Origin of the sequence: Streptomyces sp. 6N223 (genome assembly GCF_052246635.1) — a bacterium.
In the GTDB taxonomy this organism is placed as follows: Bacteria; Actinomycetota; Actinomycetes; order Streptomycetales; family Streptomycetaceae; genus Streptomyces.
Window position 1 is genome coordinate 1 of record NZ_JBQQCA010000065.1, and the last position, 23,681, is coordinate 23,681.

Here is a 23,681-nt window from a genome sequence, read left to right on the forward strand (position 1 = left end):
GTCAGGGCGGCGAGCAGCTCCAGCGGGTCGCGCTCGGAGTCCGCGGGCGGCGGCGGGACCCTCGGCATGGGCGGGGCGGGCGGGGCGGGTGGGCTCGCGGGCGCGGGAGGGGCCGCCGGCACGGGCGGTGCCGCTGGCGGGGCCGAGGGCGGTGCCGCGGGCGGCGCGGGCTTCTCCGGCTTCTTGTCCTCGTCCACGCGCAGCGCCGTCGTCGGCGGGTCCTTGGGGAGCGCCGTGCCGGGTCGGCTCCTCGGAAGCACCGTCGTCGGCCGGTCCTTCGGGAGCGACGGCGTGGCCTTCTCCGGCGCGGGCGCCTGGTCGGCGTCCTCGCCGGTGTCCTCGTCCGCGTCGTCCGCGTCGTCCGCGTCGTCCGCGTCGTCCGCGTCGTCCGCGTCGTCCGAGCCGTCGGCGTCGTCCGAGCCGTCGGCGTCGTCCGAGCCGTCGGCGTCGTCCGAGCCGTCGGCGTCCTCGGCGTCCTCGGCGTCCTGGGCGGAGTCCTCAGCGGACGCCGCCTGCGCGGGCTCCTCGGGGGCGTCCCGTTCCGGCCGTTCCTCCTGCCGGTCCTGCCCGTTCTGTGCCTCTTTCTGTCCTTCCTCCCGATTCTCCGGCTCTGTTTCCGGCTCTGTTTCCGGCTCGGGCTCGGGCTCGGGCTCCGGCGAGGTGGCGGGTGGGGTCGCCGCGCCGTTCTTTTTTGCCCTGGGGGCGGGAACTCCCGCGGCCAGGGGAACTGTTGCGGGGTCCTTGGGCGTCTTCCCGAGTGACTGCCCTTCCCCGAGCGATGACGCTCGCTCCCGATCCCGTTCCGAAGTGTCCGGGGACTCGCCCGCCACCCGTGCCTCCTTGCGTGGTTGAACTTGTTGAACTGCTGAACGTGTCGAAGCGGCAAACCGGCCGTTGGCCCTACCAGTCTGCCGGGTGCTCTGCACCTCGGTACGCCGTGCCGGGCGTGGCGGAAAGCCGTCGTTCTCCCTGAAGGACGACAACGACATATCTACGGGTTCCCGCACATAACCACCACGCGGTCTCGACAGAACAATGTGAGAGGCGTCACCCTGTCTTTCATCCACGCGGGGAGGCATGGATGGGCAGGAGTCGTAGAACCATTCCGGAGGAGCTGCTGCTGCTTGCTCTGGACCCGACCACGGGTACCACGGCGCAGCCGCAGTCTCTCGACCTCGGACTCGCCGGGGCCCAGCTCGTGGAGCTGGCCCTCGCGGGACGGATAGCCCCAGACGGGGACCGAATAGCCGTGATATTGCCACGGCCGACCGGAGATCCCACGCTGGACTCCGCGCTGGAGCTGCTGCGAAGGCGTGGCAGCCCAGTGCGAGCCGTCCACTGGATCGGCGGGCCCAGGCTCGGGCTCCGCCAGACCTATCTCACGCATCTGGAGCGCTGCGGCATGGTGCACGCGGTGGAGAACCAGATGTGCGGGATTCTGCCAACGACGCGGTACCAGGCAACGGACACCGCGGTCAGCCGGCAGATCCGGGCCAGGCTGGACACCGCGATCCGCACCGGCACCCCGCCGGACGCGCGGACCGCGGCGCTGGCGGCCCTCGCCCACGCGGTCGGGCTCGGCAAGCACCTCTACCCGGGGAACGAGGGGCGGTCCTCCCGCTCCCGGCTCCGGGACCTGATCCGGCACGATCCCATGGGCGGTCTCGTGGCACACGCCGTGATGGACGTCCAGAACGGCGTGGCGGGCCAGGCGGCGGCGCGGCGTACTCAGGCCGGCCCACGCGCCAAGGCGGCGGCGGGACGTGCCTCGCACGCGCCCGCGGCGGCGATGGCCGGGGTCGGACAGTCGTCACAGCAGGTCCCCAAGGAGACCAGGCGGAGAGGAGTCGCCCGCGCCGCAGTGCGCCCCTCGCTCTCCCACTGAGGGCAGGGCCAGGCCACCGCGCGCACACATCAACACCGGGTCAGTCCCGGGTCAGTGCCCGGGTCAACACCAGGAGCCGCATTCCAGTACGGACGGGCACCCTGTGTGGCGAAAAGCCAGCGAACCCGCCGCCCCACCTGGCAGGCTGCATCCCAGCAGTCCCAATCACCGGAGGTGCACGATCCGTGGCGGGCAACGTCAATCCCACCGTTCGGCGGCGCAGACTCGGTCAGGAGCTGCGGCGGCTCCGCGAGGACCGGGGCATGACGGCCGAGGAGGTCGCCGACCGGCTGCTGGTCTCCCAGTCCAAGATCAGCAGGCTGGAGAACGGCCGCCGCAGCATCAGCCCCCGCGACGTGCGCGACCTGTGCGGGGTCTACGAGGTGCAGGACAGGAAGTTAGTCGAGTCGCTGATGCAGATGGCCCGCGAGTCCCGGCAGCAGGGCTGGTGGCATGCGTTCGCCGAGCTGTCGCCCTCCTACAGCGTCTATATAGGGCTGGAGACCGACGCCTCCTCGCTGCGGGTGTACGAACCCCAGGTGGTGCCGGGCCTGTTGCAGACCCAGGCGTACGCCGCCGCGGTCATCGCTGGCGCGCTGCCGGAGATGTCCGAGGACGAGGTCGGCAGCAGGGTTCAGGTGCGGATGCGCCGCCAGCAGCGCATCCGGGACGACCGGCACCCGCTGCGGCTGTGGGCCGTGGTGGACGAGGCGGCGCTGCGGCGCGTCGTCGGCAGCCCGGCGGTCATGGCCGAGCAGCTCCGCAGCCTGGTCGACTCCTCCGAGTTCCCGCACGTCACGCTCCAGGTCATGCCCTTCACCGCCGGCGCGCACCCGGGGGTCAACGGGCAGTACGCCATCCTCGAGTTCCCCGAGGCCAGCGACTCGACCGTCATCTACCTGGAGGGCGGCACCAGCGACCTGTACCTGGAGAAGGCGCACGACGTGCAGCACTACAGCGTCATGTACGAGCACCTGCGCGCCCAGGCCCTCAGCCCCAAGCAGACGCGGGAGTTCGTCGCCCGGCTCGCCGAGGAGCACGCCGCCGCTGCCGCCTAGCGGCGGGGCAAGCTACACCTCAACTCCACACTTATGAAGGGGAGTACGAGACGATCCATCCGGTCGGGTGAAGGTGGGCGCCGCGTGCGGATCCGGACTAGTACGGTCGCGGGCACATCGATACGCCGATACGCCGCGTGAGCGAGCGCGGCGCGGCCTGACCATCCGGAGCAGACATGGCAATGGTGCATGGCGAGACACGGAACCTGACCGACTGGACCAAGTCGTCCTACTCGGGCGGAAACGGCGCCTGCGTGGAGGTGCGGTCCGAGGCGTCGCGGGAGCGGCTGGCCGTCCGCGACTCCAAGGTGACGGGCGGACCGCGTCTGGGTTTCGACGCCGGATCCTGGTCGGCGTTCCTCGGCCTCGTGGACGCGTGTCGCGACGCCGCTGCGTGACGTCCGCTCGATCTCCTTCTTCCTGCGACAGGGCCCGGACCGCACCCCAGGCGGTCCGGGCCCCCCACATGACGCCGCCCGACGCCTGCCGCATCTACGGATCTACGGCATCCGCCGCATCCGCTCGACGAAGCGGCGGTGCAGCTCGCGCACCTCGTCCGCCAGGCCCGGGACCGGGCCCACCACCTCCGCGCCCGGCACCAGCTCCCGGACCGGCAGCGTCCGCACGGGCGGCGGGGGCGCCCCCCACTCCGCCAGCCACGCCCCGAGCTGCGCCGAGGAGCTGGCGTACACGATCCGGCCCAGCCCCACCCAGCCGTGGGCGGTGGCGCACATCGGGCAGTGCTCGGTGGAGGTGTACACGGTCGCGGCGGCCCGCTCCCCGGGCGTGAGGTGCGCGGCGGACCAGCGCGCCGCAGCGAACTCCGGGTGGCGCGTCCGGTCGCCGGAGGCCACGTGGTTGTGATCCTCGAACCGCACCCTGCCGTCGGCGGTCACCAGCACCGACCCGAAGGGCTCGTCCCCCGCCGCCAGCGCCTCGGCGGCCAGCTCCACGCAGCGCCGCAGATGCCGCCGGTCGGCGTCGTTCAACTCCCTGTCCAACTCATCACGTATGCCGCTCACGAGGTGGATGCTAGGCGACGCAACGCCGCCCGGCACGCGCGGTCCGCCTGCCGCGTGGTCTCCGGCAGCCGGTGGCGCGGGGTCAGCCGCAGCGTCAGCGCGCAGGCGTCCTCGATGCCGACGAGGTGTCCGGCGGAGACGAACACCGGCTTCACACCCGCGCGCGTGCGCAGCGCGCGCCCGACCGTCTCGCCGTCCTCGGCCGTCAGCGGGGTCCACGCGCCGCGCGCCGCCTCCGGCTCGCGGTGGGAGAAGAGGAACGGCGTCTTGGCCACGCCGAAGCAGGGGATGCCCGTCAGCACCCCGAGGTGGCTGGCCAGCCCGAAGCGCGCGGGATGGGCGATGCCGTACCCGTCGCAGACCAGCACGTCGGGGCGGGACGCCAGCCGCTCCAGGGCGTCCAGCACCGGCGGGATCTCGCGGAAGGCGAGCAGCCCCGGCACGTAGGGGAAGGCGATCGTGCCGTCGGCCGTGGCCCGCTCCACCACGGCCAGCGTGCCGGCGTCCAGCACCACGACCGCCGCCGCCAGGCGCCCGCGCCCGTCGTCGTACGCCACGTCCACGCCGGCGATGGTGCGCGGCGCACCCGCGCCCGGCGCCGTCTCGGTCTGCACCAGCTCCCGCAGCCGCCGCTGCTCGGCCGCGGCCTCCTCGGGCGTGGCCGGCCAGCGCCGTGGCCGGCGCCGTGGCCCGTTCACCGGCGTTCCATCGTGATCAGCTCGTGCAGGTACCGCTTGGTGACGCGGCCGCCGTGCTCGCCGTCGATCAGCGCCCGGACGCAGCCGAACAGCCGCGCGCGGGCCCCGGGATCGAGCGCGCGGTGGCCGGAGTAGGTGCTCAGCACCTCCAGATACTCCTCGGCGGAGTACGTCACGTCCCGCGCGGACCGGTAGACCCGCACCTCGCCGAAGCGGTCGTCGGCCGCCAGCTCGCCGGTGTCCGTGGCCACCTCCGACTCGTGGCGCAGCCGCAGGCCGGGCGGCGTTCCCGGCATCCACCGCTCGTAGCAGCCCTGGACCCTGGCGAAGAACGCCGAGCTGCTGCCGCCGCTACCGACGTGGTGCGTGGTGACCACCGCCAGCAGTCCGCCCGGGCGCAGCGCGCGGGCCGCCTTGGCGAGGCGGACGGCCGGGTCGATCCAGTGGAAGGAGGTGGCGAACACGACGGCGTCGAAGGGCTCGGGCGGCAGCGGCCACGTCTCGAAGTTCGCGACCTCGACGTGGGCTCGGGCGCCGGGGTGGCCCGCCAGCCGGCGGCGCGCGACCTCGGCCAGCGCCGGGCCCAGCTCGACGGCGGTGACCGCGCGGCCGTCCGCCGCCAGCTCGGCCGTCAGCTGCCCGGTGCCGGGCCCCACCTCCAGCACCCGCCGCCCGCAGCCCGCCAGCAGCCGCGCCACCAGCTCCCGCGGGTACCGCGGCCGGGCCCGGTCGTAGACCTCGGCGACCTCGTCAAACGTCTCGCGCAGCTCGCTCGCGTCCCTCATGACCCCCATCCTCCGGCTCCGGGCGGGGGCCGCGCAGGCGCTTTTCGAAGCAGAGCTGGCCGTGCGGGTCGTCGCTGTAGGCGGGGATGCCGGCGTACCCGGCGGCGCGGTAGAGGGCGATGGCCTCGGTGAGGGCGCGGTGGGTGTTGAGGAGGACGGTGTGGTGGCCGCGCGCCGCGGCCTCCGCCTCGAGCGCGGCCAGCAGGCGCCGCCCCAGGCCCAGGCCCCGGGCGCCGGGAGCGATCCACAGGTGGCGCAGCTCGGCGGTGCCGGGCGCGAAGGGGCGCAGCGCGCCGCAGCCCGCCGGGCGGTCCCCGTCCCCGTCCTGGTCGCGGGCGAGCAGGAGCACGCCCGCGGGCGGGGCGAGGTCGGCGGGGGAGACCAGCTCGGCGTCGTCGTAGCCCTCGGGGAAGCGCTCGCGCAGCTCGGCGGCGTACGCCAGCAGGCAGTGGCGGGCGTCGGGCGAGGCCGGGTCGGCGGGGGCGATGGTGACGGCGGCGGCGTGCAGCAGGCGTTCGGCGGTGGTCAGGGCGTCGAGGAGCTTGGCGCGCCGCCGGGCGCCGAGCCCGGTCAGCAGCCGGGCGACCGCCTCGTCGGAGCGGCGTTCCTGCGCCTCCCACTCGCGCCGCCCGGCCTCGGTCAGCTCGGCGAGGCGGCGGCGGCCGTCGGCGGGGTCGGGGCGCAGGCGCAGCAGGCCGTCGCGCTCCAGCGCGGCCAGCATGCGGCTGAGCTGGCCCGCGTCGAGGCCGAGGCGCTGCCGCAGCTCCGCGACGCCGATGCCGGCGTTCGTGCCGGCGCCGATCTCGTACAGCAGCCGGGACTGGCCCGCCGGGCGGTTCTGGTCCAGGTAGCGCTCCGAGAGCACCCCGGTGCGGCGGGTGTAGTAGCGGTTGAAGCGGCGGAAGGCCGCCAGGTCGGCGGCAGGCGAGGGCTGGGCCATGCACGCCAGTATGAGAAATGCTTGACCTCAGTCAAGGGTTTTTGCCGCCGAGGCGCCGCCGAGGCGCCGCCGAGGCGCCGCCGAGGCGCCGCCGAGGCGCCGTCCAGGCGGCGGGTCCCGGCCGACGCCGTGCATGCCCGCCACACCCGCAATAGGCTGGCGGGACAGGGAGTGGGCCGACCCGAACGCATGGAGGTGCCCCATGCCCGCCAACGCCGAGAACTCCGAGACAACGGGAAACGACGAGGACCTGCCGACGCCGGACCGGCTGCTGCACACCGGCTCCGAGCACCCGATCGACCCCGAGGACCTGGTGCGGCTCACCGGCCGGGAGCCGACCCCGGCGCGGATCGAGCGGGCCCGCCGGATGCTGGACCGGGAGGGGCCCGCCGCCGTCGAGCGATATCTGCCGTAACGCCTAAGGTGCGAGCGCCGTCAGGCGTTCGGCGATCCAGCGTTCCAGCGCGCCGCCGTCGAGGGCGTCCAGGCCCGGGCGTGACGCCACGAAGCCGGGCGCCGCCGCCGGATCAGGCCCGCCGATCGGCGTGTAACGCCCGCCCGCCGCCCGCACCAGCGCCGCGCCCCCGGCCACGTCCCAGGGGTGGATGTGCAGGTTGCAGGCGAGGTCGGCGCGCCCGGCGGCCACCCACGCCAGCGCCAGGGCGGTGGAGTACAGGCGGCGCAGGTCCGCGCGGGCCATCAGCTCCAGACTGAACGCCGGCTCCTCGGGCCCGGCGCGCCCGGTGAGCGGGATGTCGCTCAGCAGCAGCGGCGTCACCTGCGCGTCGGCCGGCCCGGGCGACGCGGCGGCGGGGCGTACGCCGTCGATCCGCAGCGGCACGCCCTCGCCTCCGGTGAACGACTCGTCGCGGAAGACGTCGTGGACGCAGCCGCCGACCAGCCGGCCGCCGACCGCCACCCCGACCGAGACGCACGCCAGCGGCAGCCCGCGCAGGAAGTTGTGCGTGCCGTCGACCGGGTCGACGTACCAGGTAACCTCCTGGCCCGGCTCGTCCGGCAGCTCCTCGCCCACCACCGCCGAGTCCGGCACGGCCGCCCGCAGGGTCTTGCGCAGCAGCGTCTCCGCCTCGATGTCGGCGTCCGTGACCCGCTCGTGGGCGCTCTTGGACCGCACGGCCGGGCCCTCGGCGGCGCGGCGGCGCAGCAGCGCGGCGGCCTGATCGCAGCACGCGCGCGCCACCTCGACCAACTCGGCCGTGTCGTACGCCACCCGGTGCTCTCCTCTCCTTCTCCCCTTCGCCTTCCCTTCAGGAGGAATGCCTCCGCCGGGCGGCTGGTTGCCCATTCTCAGGGCACGACGTTTCGAGGAGGCGAGGGGCACGTGATCAGGGGAAGAAGCCAGGGGACCGCTCCGGCGGTGCTGTCCGTGCTGGATCTGGCCACGGTGGGGGCCGGACTGACCGCCACCGACGCGCTGCGGACCACCGCCGAGCTGGCGCGGCTGGCCGACCGGCGCGGGTTCCACCGCTTCTGGGTGGCCGAGCACCACTCCATGCCGGGCGTGGCCAGCACCTCTCCAGCCGTGATCCTGGGTCACCTCACCGGGCAGACCGAGCGGATACGCCTCGGCTCGGGCGGCGTGATGCTGCCCAACCACCAGCCGCTGGTGATCGCCGAGCAGTTCGGCACCCTGGAGGCCCTCGCGCCGGGCCGCATCGACCTTGGCCTGGGGCGCGCGCCGGGCACGGACGGGGCCACGGCGGCGGCGCTGCGGCGCGGGCGTGCCGACGGCGCGGACGCGTTCCCGCAGCAGCTCGCCGAGCTGATCCGCTTCCTCGACGACGACTTCCCCGACGACCACCCCTACGCCGCCATCCACGCCGTGCCGGGCCCGGTGCAGGGCCGCGTCGCGGGCGGGGTGCAGCCGGCCGACCGGCCGCCGGTCTGGCTGCTGGGCTCCTCCGGCTTCAGCGCCGAACTCGCGGGCCGCCTCGGCCTGCCGTTTGCGTTCGCGCACCACTTCTCGGCCGCGAACACCGTCCCCGCGCTCGACCTCTACCGCCGCAGCTTCCGGCCCTCCGACGCTCTCGACGCCCCCTACGCCATGATCGGCGTCTCCGCGCTGGCCGCCGACGACGAGCGCGAGGCGCAGCGGCAGGTCCTCACGGGGGCGTTGGCCATGGTCCGGCTGCGCACCGGCCGCCCCGGCCTGATCCCCAGTCCTGAGGAGGCGGCGTCACACCCCTTCAGCCCCGTCGAGACGGAGATCGTCGACGGCTGGCTGGCCAACGTCGTCCACGGCACGCCCGACGCGGTGCGCGAGGGCCTGAACGACCTGGCCAAGCGCACCGGCGCCGACGAGCTGATGATCACCAGCAACGCCCACACCCCGGCGGCCCGGCTGCGCAGCTACGAACTCATCGCCGACGCATACGCGCTGCCGCGCTAGCCGCTCGCGCCCGGGCGGGCGCCGCCCGTGGACTCGCGCACCACCAGCCGGTGAGGCCCGGTGAACTGCTCGTAGTCGCCCTCGACGCGCCGCCCCGCGATGCGTTCGGTCAGCATCCGCAGCGCCGCCCGCGCCATCTCCGCGTGGCCCGGCGCGACCGTCGTCAGCGACGGCACGGCGTACGACGCCTGCTCGACATCGTCGAAGCCGGTGACCAGCACCTCGCCGGGCACCTCGATCCCGTGGTCGGCCAGCGCCCGCAGCGCGCCGAGCGCGATCGAGTCGGTGGCGCACGCCAGGGCGTCGAACCGCACCCCGGCGTCGAGCAGGGCGCGCACGGCCCCGGCGCCGCCCGCCATGGAGAAGGGGCAGGGCACGACCAGCTCTTCGCGCCAGCGCAGCCCGGCCTCCTCCAGGGCCCGCCGGTACCCGGTCGCGCGCAGCGTGGCGGCGTTGACCTCGGGCACGGTGGAGCCGCCCAGCGCCACGATCCGCCGGCGGCCGCGCTCGACGAGATGGCGGGTGGCGTCCCGGGCGCCCTCGGCGTTGGCCATGGCGACGTGGTCGATGGCGCCGCTGCCCGAGCTGATGCGTTCGCCGAGCGCCACCACCGGGATGTCGGACCGCAGCTGCTCGGCGTCCTCGTCGCCCAGGCCGACCGTGGAGATGATGAGCCCGTCGTACCGGCGCACCCGCGAGTGCACCAGCGCGCCCAGCTCGCTCTCGCGCTCCGCGCCCGTCTCCTCCACCACCACCTGGTAGCCGAGGCCGGCCGCGTGCCGGATGAGGAGCGAGGCGAGCTGCCCGACGTAGGGGTTGTCGAGGCCGGGCACGGCCAGGCCGATGACGCCGGTGCTGCCCGAGCGCAGCGTGCGCGCGGCGAGGTTGACCCGGTACCCCAGCTGGTCTATCGCCGCCAGCACCCGGTCGCGGGTGGCGTCGCTCACATACCGGTGGCCGTTGATGACGTTCGACACCGTCATCACCGAGACTCCGGCCGCCTTCGCCACCTCGCTCATCGTGACCATGCGGCGATTATGCGCCCAGGGCCGCCGTCCGGGGGCGTGCCGTCGTTCAGCCGCCGTTCCGCCGCCGTTGCGCCGCCGGAGAGGCAGCGGGAGAGACTGAGGCGAGCGCCACATCCAAAGGGCTCGCCAACGTCCTCGCGGTGGTTGCAGTCTGTCTGGGGTACGCGTCGACGGAGTACACGTCGACGGAACGGAGACCGGCGAGCCGCCCGCTGCCGGCGTTTCCCGCTCGTCTCCGCCTCGCCTTCCACGCCGCTCACCTCCTCCCTTCTGGATGTCCGCCATGACGGTGCGCCTGAGCCGCTTCCCCACCCCGTTCACCGTCGAGCCGCTGACCGCCAACTGCCGGGCGATCCTCGACCGTGGCGACCACGTGCTGATCGGCGTCTCCCCGGGCAACAGCTACTTCAGCGAGGCCCGCATCACCGACCTGCTGCGGTGGGCCGCGGCCAGGTTCCGGCGCGTCGACGTCGTGATCCCGGATTCGGCGGAGGTCGAGACGTGGCGGGCGCTGGGATACGCCGACGACCAGGCGCACCGCAGGGCCCGCGCCAAGGCGGGCCGCGTCCGCAACCGCGTGACGCGGGCGTGGCTGGCCGCCGGGGTGCCGAGCGACCGCTTCGGGCTGCTTCTGCTGTCCGAGATCGCCGGGTGGCCGCGGTACGAGCGCCTGCTCAGGGAGAGCGAGGACGCCATCGACACGGACTCGGCGCTGCACGACACCTACCTCCGCGTCGCCGGCAAGGCCCTGCGGTCGCACCTGCACGGCGCCGAGCCCACGCGGGCGCAGGCCGAGCGCGCCATGCGGTACCTCGTCGCGGAGACGCCGCTGCTGCTGGACACCCCGGGCCTGCTCGGCGTGGACAGCTCGGTGGCGGTCTACCACCACCGCCTCGAATTCCTCGACCAGGTCTTCCACGGCCAGTCGGCGCTGCGCCCCAGCAGCCGCCAGGGATTCGTGGTGGTCCACCCGTCGGCGCCGGAGAGCGGGTCGCGCTGACCGCGCCCGGCCGCGCGGCCGGGCACGCGGCGCGCGCGTCGGCGTGACGTCAGCGCCCCGGGGGAGCGAGCGCGTCGTCGTCCGTCAGCACCGAGACCACGTCCTCGCACGCCCCGTCCAGCAGGGCGGCGAGCCCTGCCTCGTCCATCGGGCCGGACATCGCCTCCTCCAGCCGCTGCCGAATGGCCACCAGCCGGGGCTCGCGCACGCCGCAGACGTCCTCCAGCAGCTCCAGCGCGCGCCGCGCCCCGTCCGCGCAGCGCGCCACCCCGTACTCGGCGGGCTCGTCCAGCAGGCCGCGCCCGCTGCTCAGCAGGAACGCCGCCAGCAGCGTCACCTCCTCGGCCACCCGGGACATCGGCCGCTCCTCCTCGGGCCCTTCCCGCTCCTCGCGCTCCTCCTGCTCCTCAGTCCCACGACTCATAGCGGATCACCTCCTCCCGGGGGCGCCGCCGCGTCGGCTCCGGCGCCCGCGCCGGGTGCCCCACGGCCACCATCAGAAGCGGTTCGAGACGGTCGGGCAGGCTCACCAGACGCCGCACCGCCTCCCGCCGGAAGCTGCCGACCGGGCAGGCGCCCAGCCCCACGGCGTGCGCCGCCAGCAGCAGGTTCTGCACCGCCATGGCCACGCACAGCATCCCGGCGTCCCACGGCACCGACCCGTCGCGCACCGCGCGGTCGCGGTCGAAGCAGGCGACGACGACGAGCGGCGGCAGCCCGATCATGCCCGGCGCGAAGGCCCTGACGCGCCGCACCGTGCGCGGGTCGCGCACCGCCAGGAACGCCCACGCCTGCTTGTTGGCCGCGGTCGGCGCCGCGACCATCACGTCGAGCAGCTCGTCCAGCAGCTCGTCGCTGATCGCCTCGCCCGTGTACCGGCGCACGACCGCCCGGCCGCGCAGCAGCCGCAGCACGCCGGCGCCCGAAACGCCCGTGGCAGCCGAAGCGCCGGAAGATCCGGCGGCATCAGAAGACTCCAAGAGATCCCTCCTCGCGCCTGGAGAGCCCTGGGAGCATCCCTACCCCTCCTCGCGCGTCCTCGCGCGCGACGTGCGCGACCCGGGGGCGGCGTTCACCCCTTCGTGTCGAAGACCGCCGTCACGGGCGCGTGGTCGCTCCACCGCTCGGCGTGGCTCGCGGCCCGCTCGACGTACGCCTTCGCGGCGCGCGCCGCGAGGCCGGGCGAACCGGCGATCACGTCGATGCGCCAGCCTGTGTCGGCGTCGAAGGCGCGCCCCCGGTAGGTCCACCAGGTGTAGGGCCCCTCCACGTCCGGGTGCAGCGCCCGCACCACGTCCACGTACCCCGCCTCGGCGTACACCCGCGACAGCCACGCCCGCTCCTCGGGCAGGAACCCGGCCCGGCCCTGGTTGGCGCGCCAGTTCCTCAGGTCGGCCTCGCGGTGCGCGATGTTCCAGTCGCCGCACACCAGCACCTCGCGCCCGGCCGCCGCCGCCCGGCCGCGCAGCTCCACCAGGTACGGCAGGAACGCGGCCATGAACCGCTCCTTCTCCTCCTGCCGCGCCGTCCCCACCTCGCCCGATGGCAGGTACAGGCTCGCCACCGTCACGCCCGGCAGGTCCACCTCCAGGTACCGCCCGGCCCCGGCGAACTCCGGCACGCCGAACCCGACCGGCACCTCCTCCGGCTCCCGACCCCGCGTCAGCACCGCGACCCCGGCCCGGCCCTTGGCGGCGAGCGACGGCGCGTAGACCGCGCGCCACCCGTCCGGCACCCGCACCGCGTCGGCGAGCTGGTCCTCCTCGGCGCGCACCTCCTGCAGGCACACGACATCGGCCTGACTGGCCGCCAGCCAGGCCAGATATCCCTTCTTCGCGGCGGCCCGCAGGCCGTTGACGTTGACGGTGGAGACGGTCAGCACCGGACGACGGTACTACGCGCACCCGCGGGGATTGGGACCGTGGTACGACGCCCGGCGGCGGACCGGCGCCTAGCGTCGCTGGTGAGCTTGATCAACGCCAACGCCCCAACGCCCCAACGCGCTCGCCGTGGAGGAGAGATGCGCCGACTGGTCCTGCTGCTCGCCGCCCTGTGCACGCTCGCGCTGGGGCTGCCCGCCCCCGCGGCAGCCGACGCCCCGCCCGGCACCCCGGCCGGGGCCCTGCCCGACACCCCGGTCGCCCGCCAGCTCTCCTGGGTCATGGCCGCCTCCCGGCACCTGCCCGTCCCCGAGGCCGAGATCCGGGAGCACCTCTCCCCGGCGTACCTCGACGCCGTCGGCGCCGACGGCTTCAACGCCCTGCTGGCCGAGGCCGCGGGGGACGAGGGCCTGCGCCTGGACTCCTACCGCCCGCAGCGGGCGCCGCGCGACGGCTCGGAGGCGTACGCCCTCGTCTCCGGCGAGGACGGCCTGCGCCACCACGCCGTCGTCCTGACCGACGAGAGCGGCGGCCTCGCCCACCTCTCCCTCACCCCTCTCCCAGGCGCGTGGGCGGAGCTCGACAGGCGCCTGGAATCCGTCGCGCCGCGCGTGTCCTTCCTCGCCGCCGAGCTCGACGAGGCCACCGGCGCATGCCGCCCGGTGCACGGCCTCGCGCCGGATGAGCCGCGCCCGGTCGGGTCGGCGTTCAAGCTCTACGTGCTGGGCGCCCTTGCCGACGCCGTCCGGGCCGGGCACGCCGCGTGGGAGGAGCCGCTGGCCGTCCGGGAGGAGTGGAAGGCCGACGCCGGAGGCAGCCCGGTCTCGGAGCTGCCCGCCGGGACCGTCCTCACCCTGCGCGAGTTCGCCGAGTACATGATCTTCTACAGCGACAACTCGGCCACCGACCACCTGATACGCCGCCTGGGCCGGGAGGCCGTGGAGGTGCAGCAGGCGCGCTTCGGCATGGCGGCCCCGGAGGCCGACCGGCCGTTCCTGATGGCCCGTGAGCTGGGGCAGCTGAAGACCGTCGACTACCCGCGCCACGCCGACGCCTACGCCCGCCTCAGCGAGCCGGCCCGCCGCGCCTACCTCGCCGGGGTCGTCGCCGGCCTGCCCACCCCCGGCGGGTCGGCCTGGGACGTGCCGCGCCACATCGACACCGTCGAGTGGTTCGCCTCCCCGGCCGACCTGTGCCGGGCGTTCGGGGGCCTGCGCGCCCAGGCCGGCACCCCCGGCCTCCAGCCGGTGGACGGCGTCATGTCGCAGGCGGGCACGCGCAACCTCGGGCTGGACGAGGAGGCGTGGCCGGTCGGCTGGTTCAAGGGCGGCTCCGAACCGGGCGTCATATCCCGCACCTACCTCGCCGGCTCCGGCGGGACCGGCGAGACGTACGTCGTCTCCGTCATGGCGAGCGACCCGGCGGAGGACGTGAGCACTCCCGAGGGCGTCGCGGAGCTCCTGGCCCTGTCGGCGGGGGCGTTCGAGCTCCTGCGGTAGCGCCCGGATGAGCGCCTCGTGGTCCCACCGCCCGGCCCGGCCTGACCGGCCTGACCGGCCCGACCGGCCCGGCACGGCGGGTTCGGCCGTCGCCGAAGCGTTCGGTTCCTAGGCTCCTGTCATGACCTCAGTGGGGGAGATGCTCGCGATCTTCGGTGCCGGTGTCGGCGCCGGTGCCGTCAACGCCGTTGTCGGCTCCGGCACGCTGATCACCTTTCCCGTCCTGCTCGCGACCGGCCTGCCGCCCGTCACCGCCACGGTGTCGAACGCCCTCGGGCTGATCCCCGGCTCGATCAGCGGCGCCATCGGGTACCGGCGGGAGCTGCGCGGGCAGGGGCGGCGCGTGCTGAAGCTGGGGGCGGGCGCGCTGCTCGGCGGGTTCACCGGCGCGACGCTGCTGCTGGCGCTGCCCGCCTCGGCGTTCGAAATGATCGTGCCGGCGCTGGTGGGCCTGGCCCTCGTGCTGGTCGTCCTCCAGCCATGGATCAGCGCCCGCCTGCGGGACCGCCGCCGCGCGCGTCAGGACGGCGGTCCGCTGCTGATCACGGGCCTGACCCTCGCCAGCGTCTACGGCGGCTACTTCGCCGCCGCCCAGGGGATCATCTATGTGGCCCTGATGGGGATGTTCCTCGATGAGGACCTGCGGCGCCTCAACGCCGTCAAGAACGTCCTGGTCGCCCTCGTCAACGCCGTCGCCGCCGCGTTCTTCCTCTTCGCCGCCGACTTCGACTGGACGGCCGTCGGGCTCCTGGCCGCCGGATCCACCCTCGGCGGCATCGCCGGGGCCGCGGCCGGGCGCCGCCTCAGCCCGGTGCTGCTGCGCGTGGTCATCGTCGTCGTCGGCACCGTGGCCATCGTGCAGCTGCTGCTGCGCTGAGCGGCTACGCCTCCGCCACCACGATGTGCGGCGTCGCCGCTGCGAGGAACGGGCCCGGGTGAGGTGGTCGAGGAAGCGCCGCGCCGCCTCGGGGGTGACGTACCCGGCGGCGACGGCGCGTTGCGTGGTGCGGTGCAGCCCGAGGATGCGGTCGGCGGCCCGCACGTCGCGGAAGAGCGAGGTGACGGGCACGACCGTCGGCACCGAGAAGCCGGCCTCGGCCGCCAGGCGGGGGAGCTGCCTGCCGATGCGGGCGTTTGCGGACGACCTCGTCGGTGACGATGGGGGCACCTCCCAGGCCTCCAAGGCCTGGGGGAGGGTGTAGGCGCGGGCCGGGCCGGCGTCGGGGTGGTCGATGGTGAGGCTCTCCCAGTCGGGCTCGCGCATCACCAGCCGGCCGCCCGGCCGCAGCACGCGGCGTGCCTCGGCGAGCGCGCGGGCCGGGGCGGCGACTGCTGGAGGACCAGGTCGGGGTCACCGCGCCGTTGCCAGCAGGTCGCCGCAGAACCAGCGGATGGCGCGGCCGACCACTGTGGGCTTCTCCCATGGCATGAAGTGGCCCGCGCCCGGCACCCAGAAGGGCCCGACGACCTGCGGGTAGGCGATCGCGGCGCGCTCCGCGATGTGGTCGCCGATCGTCACCTGGTCGGGCCCGACGAGCATCAGCACCGGCTGCTGGACCGGCCGGTCGATGAGCTCCGGCGCCGACATCGTGCGGGTGCCCATCACCACCTCGTAGTCGGCGAAGGAGGCCCGCAGCCGCTCGGCGTCGGCGTACGGCTCGGTGAGCAGCGCGAGGTCGTCGTCGCTGAAGGCGTTCGGCGGGCACCACATCCGGTGGCCGAAGAACTCGGCGATGTAGCGGCGCCGCCGCTCCGGCGTGCTCAGCTCCTCCAGCAGCTCGTCGGCGTGCAGGCCCTGGCGCCGCTGGTAGTCGTAGACGGCGGGCTTCGGGACGCCGACGGGGATGCCTGCCTCGGCGAACGCCTCGGGCAGGTCGGGCATCGAGTCGTCCAGCACCACGAGCCGGTCCACGCGGTCCGGGTAGCGGTTGGCCATGTCGATGGCCACCATCGCGCCGAGGTCGTGCCCGGCCACCACGGCGCGTTCCCAGCCGAGGGCGTCGAACAGGCCCATCAGGTCGGCGTTGAACGCCGCGAAGTCGTAGAAGCCGTCCGGGGCGAAGTCCGAGTCCCCGTAGCCGCGCAGGTCGGGGGCGACGACGTCGAAGCCGGACTCCGCCAGCGGCCGGAGGGTGGGGGACCAGATCAGGCTGGTGCAGGGAAAGCCGTGCAGGAGCAGCAGCGGCACCCCGCCGCCAGGGCCGTCGGGGGCGCCGCGACGCACCGCGAGGCGGTGTCCCTCGCTGACCTCGATGAGCGTGGTGGGCATGTGCACAGGTTCGCACGGACATCGGAGCGTCCAGCCCCGACACGGACACCGACGCCGGCTCGGGCGGCCGCCGCCGCTGCCGCTTCAGATCAGAGCGTCAGCTCGGGGTCGGTCACAAGCTGCGTGAGCTGCTCGTCGGTGACGGAGAAGTCCTCGCGGATCGGCCCCTCGTCCCCGTCGAAGATCGGGTCGTAGTTGTAGCCGCATCCCCACGTGACGCTGCCGTCGGTCCGGAAATGGGTGACCCTGAGGATCTCCTGCTGGTCGGACACCGGGACCGTGGAGGTCACCAGCGTGGAGCCGTCGGACCGTTCCTCGACGGTGCACGTCTCGGCGCCGTCCTCCTCACAGAGCCTCTCCGGAGTCGTGCCGAAGTGCCCGGGCTCGTCGTACTGCAACGCCAGAGCCGTCTGGCCGATGCCGTCCTCGAACGCCACGAAGTGGAAGAGATAACCCTGGCCGTCGTAGAACCCGCCGGTGTCGGTCGTCGGCGTGCCCACCACGACGGCCTCGGCCTGCGGAACGGCCTCGGTGACGTGCTCCTCCACATATTCCTTGATCTCTGCGGAGCGCTGCTCGTAGTACTCGGCCGGCCTCTCGGGCCCCGCCGCGATCGCGGTAGCCGCCGAGAGCGATAACGCCGTCAGCGCCACACCGACGACCGTCGCGGAGCGCATCGCTGTCCGCCTTGTCATGTCAACTCCCTTGTTCTCGTTCCATCGAATCCGGTTCCTCGCGGCCGGCCCTCGCCCTCGCGGACTACATCACGTCGGGAGCTGGAAGTCGATGACGTGGATCGGGGAGGACGTGGTGCCCGTGGAGGACTCCTGGTAGAGGAAGGAGAGAACGCCGTCGACCGCGATGCGGTCGTAGTCCGTGACGATCTCGCCGAAGGCGTTCAGGTCCTCCTCGAAGAGCATCGCCCAGTCGCTCCACCCGCTCTCGGCCGAGGCGGCGGCGATGCGGCCGTAGGGCATGACGGCGTAGGCGTTGTCGTGGGCGTCGAGCAGGAGCTGGGAGCGCTGGCTGGAGCCCAGGGCGAAGGGGATCTCGGTCTTGTGCCAGGCGCCTGCGCCGGCGCCGTCCTGCCAGACGTGGAAGGGGTAGGCGTTGGCGATGCGGCCGGAGACGTAGTCGGTGACGCACTGGCCGAAGCGGCCGGGGACGTAGGAGATGAGCGCGTGGGGGCGGCCGGCGGAGTCGACGGCCTGGGACTCCTGGTTCATCAGGGCGTGGTCGGGGCTGAGCGGGTCCACCACGAGGCCGGGGGAGGAGACGGAGACCAGGGAGGAGGAGCCGGTGGTGCCGACGGCCGTCCCGGCGGCGTTGGTCCAGGTGCGGCCCTGGTCGGCGCTGCGGACGTAGACGGTGTCGTGGTTGGTGAGGTTGGCGCCGCAGGTGACGGCGGTGGACTGCTCGCGCCAGGTGCCGAAGACGTGGAGGGTGCCGTCGCCGCCGTAGTTCAGGCCGTGGAGGTAGAGGTTGCGGGCGGAGCTGGAGCCGTACTCGGTGGTGTAGGTGCCGGTGGCGCTCGACCAGGCGCCGAGGTCGGCCCAGGTGCCGGCCTCCGGGTCGTACTCGGCCAGCGCGGCCTGGCCGTTGCCGGAGACGCCGGTGCGGTAGCTGAGCTGGAGCGCGCCGGAGGGCGCGACGATGAGCTGGGGGTAGGTCAGGGTGGAGGTGAGGGTGACGCCGTCGAGGCTGGTCTGCACGGGGCCGAACGCCTCGGGCGTCCAGGCGTGGTCGGCGGGCGAGCTGACCAGACCCTCGACCGACTTGACGTAGAAGTAGCCGCTGCTGTGGGCGTCCATCACCAGGTGCAGGCGGCCGTCGGCGGGGGAGACGCCGGCGCAGATGACGTTGTGCGAGTCGTCGACGGTGAGGGCGTGGCCGACGGTGACGGTCTCCCAGGTGTCGGAGCCGAGGGCGCGGCGGGCGACGGTGGCCTCGCGGTCGGCGGCGTACCAGACGGCGTACTGGTGACCGTTGTGAGTGAGCAGGCCGCTGCGCTGGAAGGCGTTGTTGTTGACCAGGCCGTCGTAGGAGACGAAGTAGAGGGCGGTGGGGTCGAGCACCGAGTCCGCCAGCAGGGTGGCGGAGGGACCGGCCTGTGCCGCGGCTGCCGCGCCCGCGCCGGAGGTGCCCGCGGCTCCCGCCCGGGCGGCGCCGAGGGCGGTGGCGCTGGTGACGGCCGCCGCGCTGGCGCCAAGGATGAGGCTCCTGCGGCTCGGTGATGCGGGCATCGTCGACTCCTCGATGGTGAAAGGTTTCAATTCAGCCCCGCCCGGGAGCCTAGGAGCGGACGCGGCGCGGGTCAATGAGACGGAGACACATCGGGGGCCTCGGGGGCCTCGGGGGCGTCCTTCAGCGCGATCAGCCCGGCGTCCGTCGGCCGGAAGCCGCAGGCGTCGAAGTAGAACGGCCGCAGGTGGTCGTCGAAGTCCACGTGCAGCCACTCGCACCCGGCCGCCCGCGCCTCGCGTACCGCCACGGCGACCAGCCCGGCCCCGATCCCGGACCGCCGCGCGTCGGCGGCCACCACCGTGTCGACCAGGAACGCGTGGCCGCCGCCGTCCCAGGCCACGTTCACGAAGCCGACGAGCCGCCCGCTGGGGAGCCGACGCGCGCAGACCCACCCCAGGCTGTGGCGTTCGAGCTGCGCCCGCCAGCCGTACGGCACCGGCTCGTGCCCGAAGCCCTCTCCGTGCAACGCCTCCAGCGCGGCGTTGTCGACGTCCCCGCGCCACACGAACTCGGTCTCCTCCGTCATGGCGGGATCGTAGCCCCGCTCCCTGCGCCGGCTTGCGCATCATGATGCGGTGATCTTATGCTCTGATGCATGAGGACGACGGTCGACTTGTCTGAGCACCTCATCCAGGAGGCCAAGCAGCGTGCCGCCAGGCGGCACACGACGGTCAGCGCGGTGATAGAGGACGCCCTGCGCGCAGCCTTCGCCCGCGACGCGGCGGCTGCGGAGACGATCGCGATCAGGCTGACCACCGATCCCGGCGGCGGCGGCCTGAGGCCGGGTGTCAGTCTCGATGACAACAGCTCGCTGCTGGACGCCATGGAGGAAGGCGAGTGATCTTCTGCGACGTCAACGTCCTGGCCTACGCCTTCCGGGAGGACGTGGCCCAGCATGGGGCCTACCGCGCGTGGCTTGAGGAGCGGCTTGCCGGGGACGAGCCCTTCGCCATCAACTCCAGGGTGGCCAGCGGCTTTCTGCGTGTCGTCACCCACCGGAAGATCTTCGTCGAGCCCAGCGAGCCGGCTCTCGCGCTGGCGTTCCTGGATGATCTTCGCCGTGCCCCGGTGGTGGTGCCGCTGATCGAGGGGGCTCGGCACTGGGAGATCTTCGAGCGGCTGGTCCGCAAGGTCGGCGCCCGTGGGAATCTCGTGCCGGACACCTACCTCGCGGCGCTCGCCATCGAGTCCGGTGCGGACTTCTACAGCGCCGACAGGGGATTCGCCCGCTTTCCCGGCCTGCGGTGGCAACACCCGCTGGAATAGGCACGTGTCGCGACTTTGTACGATCGCCCGCATGGACACGAGCACCCCCGCACACCCCGCCACGGCCCTGGTCACCCGCCGCTTCGACCACCCCGACGTACGGCTGCTCAACGACCTCGTGCAGGCCGAGTACCGGGAGCGGTACGACGGGGACGGCGACGCGACGCCGCTGGAGCCCGGGATGTTCGACCCGCCGCGCGGGCTGTTCTTCGTGGCGTACGACGCGGCCGGGCGGCCCGTGGGCAGCGGCGGCTGGCGGGCCTGGGACGGCGAGGGCGCGCGGGCCGAGGGGTACGCCGACGGGGACGCCGAGATCAAGCGGATGTTCGTGGTGGGGGAGGCCCGGGGGCGGGGGCTGTCCCGGCTGGTCCTGGCCCGGCTGGAGGAGACCGCCCGCGCGGCCGGACGGGTCCGGATGGTGCTGGAGACGGGCACGGCGCAGCCCGAGGCGATGGGCCTGTACGCCAGCAGCGGCTACGAACTGGTCCCGGACGGCCAGAAGTTCGGCCTGTACCGGTGCTCCCCGTCCAGCCGCTGCTACGTCAAACCCCTCTGACGGGACCAGCTCCGATCTGACGCGATCTGGCGAACCCGAAACCATCCGGCAACTTCTGCGCGAAGCATTGCGGCCCTGTCGGAAAAACGTTTCAATCGACCGGCGTACCCGCGCTACCCGTGATCACACCCGTGGAGGTACGCCACTCATGTCCCCCCAATCCCCCCTCACCAACGGCTTTCCGCGCCGCCGCGTGCTGAAGGGCGCGGCGGTGGCCGGCGCGGCTACGCAGCTCGGCCCCTTCCTCTCCTCCACCGCCCAGGCCGCCGCCCCCGCCGCCACGACCGCCTCGCAGCCCGGCCAGGCGCGAACCGGCCCCGGCGAGGTCCCGCTGCGCTGGCTGGAGGACCGCCCGCCCGAGGCGGCCGGCGCCACCTGGGGAACGCCGTGGCCGCGCGGAGCCGTCCCCGCCGACCAGAGCTTCGCCCTCACCGACGCCGACGGCCAGCCCGCGCCCGTGCAGAGCTGGCCGCTGGCGTACTGGCCCGACGGCACGCTCAAGTGGAGCGGCCACGCCGTCGCCGGTCCGGCCGCCGAGGGCTACACACTCGCCGCCGGCACCCCGGCCACCTCCGCCCAGCGGGTGCGCGTCACCGACCGCCGCGGCCACGTCGACGTCGACACCGGCGTCATCACCGCCCGCCTCCCCAAGGGCGGCACCGACCTCATCGGCCGCGTCCGGCGCCGCAGCGCCTCCGGCGGCTTCATCGACGTCGCCACCCACGGCCGCCTGGTCAACCTCGTGCAGCGGGAGCTCAACGACGCCGAGGACGGCGCCGGCAGCGTCCACCGCGACCGGCTGCTCAGCGAGGTCGACTCGGTGACCGTCGAGCAGAACGGCCCCGTCCGCGCCGTGGTCCGCATCGAGGGCCGCCACCGAGGCGAGGGCTCCGCGCCCCTCCCCACCGAGGGCGGCGGCAGGGGCCGCCGCACCAGCGACGACCACTCCTGGCTGCCCTTCACCGTCCGCCTCTACTTCTACGCCGGGGCCGAGAGCTTCCGGATGATGCACTCCTTCGTCTTCGACTCCGACGGCCGCGAGGACTTCATCGCCGGGCTCGGCGTCCGCTTCTCCGTGCCGCTGCGCGGCGAGACCTACGACCGCCACGTGCGGCTCGCCGGCCAGGACCACGGCATGCTCAGCGAGGCGGTCAAGCCGCTGACCGGACTGCGGCGCGACCCGGGCGAGGAGGTGCGCGCCGCCCAGATCGCGGGCGGGCGGACGCCGGACATCGGCACCTGGTCGACCGACGTCAGCGACCGCGTCCACCTCATCCCGGCGTTCGGCGACTACACCCTCAGCCAGCTCAGCTCCGAGGGCTTCACCGTGAAGAAGCGCACCGAGGCGGGCCGGGGCTGGGTGGCGGTGGACCAGGGCAGGCGCGCCGGCGGCCTGGGCTACGTCGGCGGCCCGGACGGCGACGGCGGCTTCGCCTTCGGGCTGCGCGACTTCTGGCAACGCCACCCCGCGCAGCTCGACATCCGCGGCGCGCACACCGACACGGCCGAGGTGACGGTCTGGCTGTGGTCCCCGGAGGCGCCGCCGATGGACACCCGCTTCTACCACGACGGGCTGGGCCAGGACACCTACGAGGAGCAGCTCGAAGGCCTCGAGGTGACCTACGAGGACTACGAGCCGGGCTTCGGCACGCCGTACGGCATCGCCCGCACCAGCGAGCTGACGTTCTGGGCGCTGGCCGGGACCCCGGACCGCGAGCGGCTCGGCGCCATGGCGGACGCCGTGCGCGCCACGCCGCAGCTCGTCAACCCGGTCGAGCACCTCGCCGGGGCGGGCGCGTTCGGCGGCCTGTTCGCGCCGGTGGACCGCTCGACCCCGACCCGGGCCGCGATCGAGGACTCGCTGGACTTCATCTTCGACTACTACGTGACCTCGCGGGACCAGCGCCACTGGTACGGCTTCTGGGACTACGGCGACGTCATGCACTCCCAGGACACCGACCGCCAGGTGTGGCGTTACGACATCGGCGGCTACGCCTGGGACAACTCCGAGCTCTCGCCCGACCTGTGGCTGTGGTACGCCTTCCTCCGCTCCGGGCGCGCCGACATCTTCCGCTTCGCCGAGGCCATGACCCGCCACACCGGCGAGGTGGACGTCTACCACCTCGGGGACTGGGCCGGGCTCGGCACCCGCCACGGCGTGAACCACTGGGGCGACAGCGCCAAGCAGCAGCGCATCTCCACCGCCACCTACCGGCGCTTCTACTACTACCTGACGGCCGACGAGCGCACCGGCGACCTGATGCGCGAACTCGCCCGCAGCGAGGAGACGTTCCTCGTCCTCGACCCGCTCCGCAAGATCCGGGAGGAGCCCTACGAGCCCGACCCGCGGGCGCTGGCCATCGGCTTCGGCACGAGCTGGAGCGGCCTGGCCGCGGCGTGGCTGACCGAGTGGGAGCGGCGCGGCCCGCTGTGGGAGGAGTGCCGCGACAAGGTGCTGGGCACCATGGAGACCATCGCCGCCCAGCCCAACGGCTTCGTCCAGGCCGAGGGCCTGTACGACATCGAGACGGGCCGGTACGCCGTGCAGCAGGAGCCGGTCGTCGACATCTCCCACCTCAGCGCGGTCTTCGGCCTCGTGGAGGTCAACGCCGAGCTGCTCCAGCAGGTCGACATGCCGGCGTTCGAGGAGGCGTGGCTCCAGTACTGCCGCCTCTACAACGCCACCGGGGAGGAGCAGGAGGCCGAGGTCGGCGAGTCCTTCGGGGACCTCATCCTGCGGCAGGCCCACACGCGGCTCGACGCCTACGCCGCCGTCCGCCTCGGCGAGGCGCGCTACGCCGAGCGGGCCTGGGACCTCTTCCTCCACCCGCCGGAGGAGTGGGAACCCGCGCCCCTGGACTGGGACTTCTCGACGCAGCGGGTCGAGCACACGCTCAACCCGACCGACTGGTTCGAGAGCATCGGCACCAACGACGCCGCCCAGTACAGCCTGGCCGCCATCCAGAACCTCGCCCTGATCGGCGACCGGCTGCCCGAGAGCGCCTGACGGGCGGCTCGGGACACATCGGGGTGGAACACCCGGGCGAGTCCGGGGTGTTCCACCCCGATGTGTGATCGCCCCTCACCAGCGCGTGAACACCTTGCCATCCTGGGCAGAACCGAGACGATGGCAGAGGCCGA

Annotated in this window: 25 protein-coding genes and 2 pseudogenes; 12 read left to right on the plus strand and 15 right to left on the minus strand. The window is 73.8% G+C overall.

Annotated features, from left to right (window positions below; all coding sequences use genetic code 11):
- Positions 1-830, minus strand: a pseudogene (locus ACTWQH_RS28520) (hypothetical protein); the annotation flags it as partial.
- Between the two features lie 251 nt (positions 831-1,081).
- Here ACTWQH_RS28520 and ACTWQH_RS28525 point away from each other — a divergent pair.
- The 3 genes from ACTWQH_RS28525 to ACTWQH_RS28535 all read left to right on the plus strand — a co-directional run bounded on the left by ACTWQH_RS28525 (position 1,082) and on the right by ACTWQH_RS28535 (position 3,341).
- On the plus strand, positions 1,082-1,885 hold the full coding sequence (locus ACTWQH_RS28525; RefSeq protein ID WP_443289663.1) for a GOLPH3/VPS74 family protein: 804 nt from the start codon (positions 1,082-1,084) through the stop codon (positions 1,883-1,885).
- Positions 1,886-2,070: 185 nt separating this feature from the next.
- Positions 2,071-2,943 carry a helix-turn-helix domain-containing protein gene (locus tag ACTWQH_RS28530; RefSeq protein ID WP_443289664.1) on the plus strand — a complete coding sequence of 291 codons (873 nt, stop codon included), beginning with the start codon at positions 2,071-2,073 and terminating at the stop codon, positions 2,941-2,943.
- A gap of 176 nt (positions 2,944-3,119) precedes the next feature.
- Positions 3,120-3,341 carry a DUF397 domain-containing protein gene (locus ACTWQH_RS28535; RefSeq protein WP_443289665.1) on the plus strand — a complete coding sequence of 74 codons (222 nt, stop codon included), beginning with the start codon at positions 3,120-3,122 and terminating at the stop codon, positions 3,339-3,341.
- Positions 3,342-3,443: 102 nt separating this feature from the next.
- Here the strand turns inward: ACTWQH_RS28535 and ACTWQH_RS28540 are convergent, their stop codons facing one another.
- The 4 genes from ACTWQH_RS28540 to ACTWQH_RS28555 are packed head-to-tail and all read right to left on the minus strand — an operon-like array spanning position 3,444 to position 6,388.
- A complete protein-coding gene (locus ACTWQH_RS28540) occupies positions 3,444-3,965 on the minus strand; it encodes a nucleoside deaminase (RefSeq protein WP_443289666.1) in 522 nt (173 codons plus the stop codon).
- A complete protein-coding gene (locus ACTWQH_RS28545; protein WP_443289667.1) occupies positions 3,962-4,663 on the minus strand; it encodes an endonuclease V in 702 nt (233 codons plus the stop codon). The genes ACTWQH_RS28540 and ACTWQH_RS28545 overlap by 4 nt, the downstream gene beginning before the upstream one ends.
- Positions 4,660-5,448 carry a class I SAM-dependent methyltransferase gene (locus tag ACTWQH_RS28550; protein WP_443289668.1) on the minus strand — a complete coding sequence of 263 codons (789 nt, stop codon included), beginning with the start codon at positions 5,446-5,448 and terminating at the stop codon, positions 4,660-4,662. Before ACTWQH_RS28550 ends, ACTWQH_RS28545 begins: the two co-directional genes overlap by 4 nt.
- Positions 5,414-6,388 (minus strand): GNAT family N-acetyltransferase, encoded by a 975-nt coding sequence (locus tag ACTWQH_RS28555; RefSeq protein ID WP_443289669.1) that lies wholly within the window; start codon positions 6,386-6,388, stop codon positions 5,414-5,416. Before ACTWQH_RS28555 ends, ACTWQH_RS28550 begins: the two co-directional genes overlap by 35 nt.
- A gap of 202 nt (positions 6,389-6,590) precedes the next feature.
- Between ACTWQH_RS28555 and ACTWQH_RS28560 the strand changes: the two genes are divergently transcribed.
- Complete coding sequence (locus ACTWQH_RS28560; RefSeq protein ID WP_443289670.1) at positions 6,591-6,803, plus strand: hypothetical protein; 213 nt, start codon at positions 6,591-6,593, stop codon at positions 6,801-6,803.
- Between the two features lie 3 nt (positions 6,804-6,806).
- Here the strand turns inward: ACTWQH_RS28560 and ACTWQH_RS28565 are convergent, their stop codons facing one another.
- The gene (locus ACTWQH_RS28565) at positions 6,807-7,619 is read right to left on the minus strand and encodes an inositol monophosphatase family protein (protein ID WP_443289671.1); all 813 of its coding nucleotides are present in this window, start codon (positions 7,617-7,619) and stop codon (positions 6,807-6,809) included.
- Between the two features lie 111 nt (positions 7,620-7,730).
- Between ACTWQH_RS28565 and ACTWQH_RS28570 the strand changes: the two genes are divergently transcribed.
- A complete protein-coding gene (locus ACTWQH_RS28570) occupies positions 7,731-8,798 on the plus strand; it encodes an LLM class flavin-dependent oxidoreductase (RefSeq protein WP_443289672.1) in 1,068 nt (355 codons plus the stop codon).
- On the opposite strand, the gene ACTWQH_RS28575 is transcribed toward ACTWQH_RS28570, so the two are convergent.
- Positions 8,795-9,826, minus strand: a complete 1,032-nt coding sequence (locus ACTWQH_RS28575; protein WP_443289673.1) for a LacI family DNA-binding transcriptional regulator — start codon at positions 9,824-9,826, stop codon at positions 8,795-8,797. The two genes, ACTWQH_RS28570 and ACTWQH_RS28575, sit on opposite strands and share 4 nt — an antisense overlap.
- A 283-nt stretch (positions 9,827-10,109) precedes the next feature.
- Here ACTWQH_RS28575 and ACTWQH_RS28580 point away from each other — a divergent pair, with 283 nt between their 5' ends.
- Positions 10,110-10,826: a tRNA-dependent cyclodipeptide synthase gene (locus ACTWQH_RS28580; protein WP_443289674.1), complete on the plus strand. Its 717-nt coding sequence runs from the start codon at positions 10,110-10,112 to the stop codon at positions 10,824-10,826.
- A gap of 49 nt (positions 10,827-10,875) precedes the next feature.
- Here ACTWQH_RS28580 and ACTWQH_RS28585 read toward each other — a convergent pair whose 3' ends face one another.
- The 3 genes from ACTWQH_RS28585 to ACTWQH_RS28595 all read right to left on the minus strand — a co-directional run bounded on the left by ACTWQH_RS28585 (position 10,876) and on the right by ACTWQH_RS28595 (position 12,708).
- On the minus strand, positions 10,876-11,250 hold the full coding sequence (locus ACTWQH_RS28585; RefSeq protein WP_443289675.1) for a DUF6092 family protein: 375 nt from the start codon (positions 11,248-11,250) through the stop codon (positions 10,876-10,878).
- The gene (locus ACTWQH_RS28590; RefSeq protein ID WP_443289676.1) at positions 11,234-11,806 is read right to left on the minus strand and encodes a nitroreductase family protein; all 573 of its coding nucleotides are present in this window, start codon (positions 11,804-11,806) and stop codon (positions 11,234-11,236) included. The genes ACTWQH_RS28585 and ACTWQH_RS28590 overlap by 17 nt, the downstream gene beginning before the upstream one ends.
- 92 nt (positions 11,807-11,898) lie before the next feature.
- On the minus strand, positions 11,899-12,708 hold the full coding sequence (locus tag ACTWQH_RS28595) for an exodeoxyribonuclease III (protein WP_443289677.1): 810 nt from the start codon (positions 12,706-12,708) through the stop codon (positions 11,899-11,901).
- 138 nt (positions 12,709-12,846) lie between these two features.
- Between ACTWQH_RS28595 and ACTWQH_RS28600 the strand changes: the two genes are divergently transcribed.
- Both ACTWQH_RS28600 and ACTWQH_RS28605 read left to right on the plus strand, forming a co-directional pair.
- The gene (locus tag ACTWQH_RS28600) at positions 12,847-14,205 is read left to right on the plus strand and encodes a serine hydrolase (protein ID WP_443289678.1); all 1,359 of its coding nucleotides are present in this window, start codon (positions 12,847-12,849) and stop codon (positions 14,203-14,205) included.
- Between the two features lie 121 nt (positions 14,206-14,326).
- A complete protein-coding gene (locus tag ACTWQH_RS28605) occupies positions 14,327-15,082 on the plus strand; it encodes a sulfite exporter TauE/SafE family protein (protein ID WP_443289679.1) in 756 nt (251 codons plus the stop codon).
- Between the two features lie 4 nt (positions 15,083-15,086).
- On the opposite strand, the pseudogene ACTWQH_RS28610 reads toward ACTWQH_RS28605, so the two are convergent.
- From ACTWQH_RS28610 to ACTWQH_RS28630, 5 genes and pseudogenes are all read right to left on the minus strand, one after another.
- Positions 15,087-15,535, minus strand: a pseudogene (locus tag ACTWQH_RS28610) (methyltransferase domain-containing protein); the annotation flags it as partial.
- A 21-nt stretch (positions 15,536-15,556) separates the two neighbouring features.
- Positions 15,557-16,474 carry an alpha/beta fold hydrolase gene (locus ACTWQH_RS28615; RefSeq protein ID WP_443289680.1) on the minus strand — a complete coding sequence of 306 codons (918 nt, stop codon included), beginning with the start codon at positions 16,472-16,474 and terminating at the stop codon, positions 15,557-15,559.
- 89 nt (positions 16,475-16,563) lie between these two features.
- A complete protein-coding gene (locus ACTWQH_RS28620; protein ID WP_443289681.1) occupies positions 16,564-17,169 on the minus strand; it encodes a hypothetical protein in 606 nt (201 codons plus the stop codon).
- Between the two features lie 69 nt (positions 17,170-17,238).
- Positions 17,239-18,717 carry a BNR repeat-containing protein gene (locus tag ACTWQH_RS28625; RefSeq protein ID WP_443289682.1) on the minus strand — a complete coding sequence of 493 codons (1,479 nt, stop codon included), beginning with the start codon at positions 18,715-18,717 and terminating at the stop codon, positions 17,239-17,241.
- 71 nt (positions 18,718-18,788) lie between these two features.
- Positions 18,789-19,244 (minus strand): GNAT family N-acetyltransferase, encoded by a 456-nt coding sequence (locus ACTWQH_RS28630; protein ID WP_443289683.1) that lies wholly within the window; start codon positions 19,242-19,244, stop codon positions 18,789-18,791.
- A 69-nt stretch (positions 19,245-19,313) separates the two neighbouring features.
- Between ACTWQH_RS28630 and ACTWQH_RS28635 the strand changes: the two genes are divergently transcribed.
- The 4 genes from ACTWQH_RS28635 (at position 19,314) to ACTWQH_RS28650 (ending at position 23,547) form a co-directional block, all read left to right on the plus strand.
- Positions 19,314-19,559: a hypothetical protein gene (locus ACTWQH_RS28635; RefSeq protein ID WP_443289684.1), complete on the plus strand. Its 246-nt coding sequence runs from the start codon at positions 19,314-19,316 to the stop codon at positions 19,557-19,559.
- Positions 19,556-19,984, plus strand: coding sequence for a type II toxin-antitoxin system VapC family toxin (locus ACTWQH_RS28640; RefSeq protein WP_443289685.1), 429 nt, complete (start codon positions 19,556-19,558; stop codon positions 19,982-19,984). The genes ACTWQH_RS28635 and ACTWQH_RS28640 overlap by 4 nt, the downstream gene beginning before the upstream one ends.
- A gap of 31 nt (positions 19,985-20,015) precedes the next feature.
- Positions 20,016-20,540 carry a GNAT family N-acetyltransferase gene (locus ACTWQH_RS28645; RefSeq protein WP_443289686.1) on the plus strand — a complete coding sequence of 175 codons (525 nt, stop codon included), beginning with the start codon at positions 20,016-20,018 and terminating at the stop codon, positions 20,538-20,540.
- A gap of 148 nt (positions 20,541-20,688) precedes the next feature.
- Entirely contained in the window at positions 20,689-23,547 is a 2,859-nt protein-coding gene (locus ACTWQH_RS28650) for an exo-rhamnogalacturonan lyase family protein (RefSeq protein ID WP_443289687.1), read from the plus strand.
- The last annotated feature ends 134 nt before the right edge of the window (positions 23,548-23,681 follow it).

Bases quoted from the DNA above. Each gene is read 5' to 3' on its own strand.
- ACTWQH_RS28525 (WP_443289663.1), top strand. From the start codon at position 1,082: ATGGGCAGGAGTCGTAGAACCATTCCGGAGGAGCTGCTGCTGCTTGCT.
- ACTWQH_RS28535 (WP_443289665.1), top strand. From the start codon at position 3,120: ATGGCAATGGTGCATGGCGAGACACGGAACCTGACCGACTGGACCAAG.
- ACTWQH_RS28550 (WP_443289668.1), bottom strand. From the start codon at position 5,448: ATGAGGGACGCGAGCGAGCTGCGCGAGACGTTTGACGAGGTCGCCGAG.
- ACTWQH_RS28555 (WP_443289669.1), bottom strand. From the start codon at position 6,388: ATGGCCCAGCCCTCGCCTGCCGCCGACCTGGCGGCCTTCCGCCGCTTC.
- ACTWQH_RS28560 (WP_443289670.1), top strand. From the start codon at position 6,591: ATGCCCGCCAACGCCGAGAACTCCGAGACAACGGGAAACGACGAGGAC.
- ACTWQH_RS28575 (WP_443289673.1), bottom strand. From the start codon at position 9,826: ATGGTCACGATGAGCGAGGTGGCGAAGGCGGCCGGAGTCTCGGTGATG.
- ACTWQH_RS28580 (WP_443289674.1), top strand. From the start codon at position 10,110: ATGACGGTGCGCCTGAGCCGCTTCCCCACCCCGTTCACCGTCGAGCCG.
- ACTWQH_RS28585 (WP_443289675.1), bottom strand. From the start codon at position 11,250: ATGAGTCGTGGGACTGAGGAGCAGGAGGAGCGCGAGGAGCGGGAAGGG.
- ACTWQH_RS28600 (WP_443289678.1), top strand. From the start codon at position 12,847: ATGCGCCGACTGGTCCTGCTGCTCGCCGCCCTGTGCACGCTCGCGCTG.
- ACTWQH_RS28605 (WP_443289679.1), top strand. From the start codon at position 14,327: ATGACCTCAGTGGGGGAGATGCTCGCGATCTTCGGTGCCGGTGTCGGC.
- ACTWQH_RS28615 (WP_443289680.1), bottom strand. From the start codon at position 16,474: ATGCCCACCACGCTCATCGAGGTCAGCGAGGGACACCGCCTCGCGGTG.
- ACTWQH_RS28620 (WP_443289681.1), bottom strand. From the start codon at position 17,169: ATGACAAGGCGGACAGCGATGCGCTCCGCGACGGTCGTCGGTGTGGCG.
- ACTWQH_RS28625 (WP_443289682.1), bottom strand. From the start codon at position 18,717: ATGCCCGCATCACCGAGCCGCAGGAGCCTCATCCTTGGCGCCAGCGCG.
- ACTWQH_RS28630 (WP_443289683.1), bottom strand. From the start codon at position 19,244: ATGACGGAGGAGACCGAGTTCGTGTGGCGCGGGGACGTCGACAACGCC.
- ACTWQH_RS28635 (WP_443289684.1), top strand. From the start codon at position 19,314: ATGAGGACGACGGTCGACTTGTCTGAGCACCTCATCCAGGAGGCCAAG.
- ACTWQH_RS28645 (WP_443289686.1), top strand. From the start codon at position 20,016: ATGGACACGAGCACCCCCGCACACCCCGCCACGGCCCTGGTCACCCGC.
- ACTWQH_RS28650 (WP_443289687.1), top strand. From the start codon at position 20,689: ATGTCCCCCCAATCCCCCCTCACCAACGGCTTTCCGCGCCGCCGCGTG.